Source organism: Kosakonia sp. S42 (assembly GCF_016624785.1).
Taxonomy (GTDB): Bacteria; Pseudomonadota; Gammaproteobacteria; order Enterobacterales; family Enterobacteriaceae; genus Kosakonia; species Kosakonia cowanii.
The window spans coordinates 1-274 of record NZ_JACVTW010000111.1; the positions used below are offsets into that span (position 1 = coordinate 1).

The 274-nt window shown below is 61.3% G+C and carries 1 pseudogene; it reads right to left on the minus strand.

The annotated features are described in order from the left end of the window. Positions 1-274 (minus strand): annotated as a pseudogene (locus tag IAE50_RS25785) (type IV secretion system protein TraC); the annotation flags it as partial.

The window sequence follows — 274 nt, forward strand, 5'->3', positions numbered from 1 at the left end:
GCGGGTATCGCCATCGAGCGTCGGCTGATCCGCGTTGAAGTATTCCCCGTAAGGCCCGGTGGTGCAGTAGGCTTCCAGCAGCAGAGCCAGCTCGGCGAGACGGGCAACAATCGTTGGCCGCTCCTGAAACGCGTCGTTGACCTCCTGACTGGTGAGATAGGCATGAACGTCATCGATGCGCGCCCTGTTCCCTTTACTCTCCCATGCCCATGTCACCGCATTCTGCAGGATAGCTTCACAGACCGCGTCCAGCGGGTCTGTCGGGCTGGCCAGT